The sequence below is a fragment of the Candidatus Poseidoniia archaeon genome (genome assembly GCA_030748895.1).
Lineage (GTDB): Archaea > Thermoplasmatota > Poseidoniia > MGIII > CG-Epi1 > UBA8886.
In genome coordinates this window covers 1-1,133 of record JASMLC010000034.1, presented here as the reverse complement: position 1 = coordinate 1,133, position 1,133 = coordinate 1, and the positions used below count along the sequence as shown (strand labels likewise).

The 1,133-nt window shown below is 65.0% G+C and carries 1 protein-coding gene; it reads right to left on the bottom strand.

Going from position 1 to position 1,133, the window contains the following annotated elements; genetic code table 11:
• Nucleotides 1-59: 59 nt before the first annotated feature.
• Nucleotides 60-1,133: hypothetical protein (locus QGG57_06830; protein ID MDP7007878.1), on the bottom strand; the 1,074-nt coding region annotated here is incomplete at its 5' end.

Sequence of the window (1,133 nt, the reverse complement as noted above, 5' to 3'; positions counted from 1 at the left end):
GCTGCAGCTCCGTCGCGTCCGGACTCATGCGCCACCGATGCGCGCCGCGCTAATAACGCTCACTGTCCGCGCAGCGCGGCGGTGAAGCTGCCCTCGACCAGATTGCGGCGGCGCAGGAAGTTATAGTTCACCAGCAGCAGCACCAGCATCCCGCTGGCGAGCACGATTACGTGCGCCACCCGCCCGACAGTCTTCGTGTCATTGATAACTCCCTCGTCGGCGGTCAGGAAGAAGCTGCTCGCACCGTAGGCGATGGTGAACGCCGTCGCGTAGAAAATGACGTTGTGGCGGTTGATGATGCCCTCCGCCTTAAGCGCCTGCACCGAGAGCGAGTAAATCGCAACCAGGATGGTGACGAACATGAAGAGCAAATCAAACACGAAACTGGGGTCGCGGCTCAACGAGTAGAGCAGCACCCCTGCGTGGTAGGCCAGGAACCCCCAGTAGCCGAGCGCGAACCAGCCCGAGAAGGCCGCCACTCCGGGGTCGGTCGCCGCATCGCCTTGCATGCGGCGCAGCAGCAGGAAGACCGCTGTCCCGAGCCCGAGTATCAGCGCCACCCAAGTGAACTGGAAGAAGGGGGTGAACTGGTCGCTGAAACTGTCGCTGTAGCGTGCCAGCACGATGAAAATCACGAAGCCGGCTACCATCCAGAGCGCCGGCGAGAGCGCGTTGAGCAGCTGCCCCTGCCGGCTCGCGTCGGCGGCATCAGCCTCGGAGCGGCCGAGCGCGAACTCGCGGAACGGCACGCGCATCCACCACGCCTGCGCGAACTGCCAGACGATGAAAATCGCCACCAGCCCCATCCCCAGCGCGGAGCGCAGGCTGTCACCCCATTCGGGATTGTGGAGTCCCCAGAAAATTCCGCCGGCGCAGAGCGCACCTAGCACCAGCGGCAGCGCCAGGCTGGTGGGATGCTCGCTGCGCGACAGCTCGCGCACCGCCTCGAGCCGCGTCAGCGCGCCGGTCAGCAGGTAGCCCAGCGTGCCGCCGTAGCCCAGCATCAGCAGCAGGTCGACCGAGATATTCCGCAACAGCATGAACGCAGTGAGCAGCGCCAGCAGCGCCATGAAGTGCAGCTTGGTCTTGCGCGAGAGCAGGATTGCTACCAGCTCGGTGCGCCCGATGCGGTC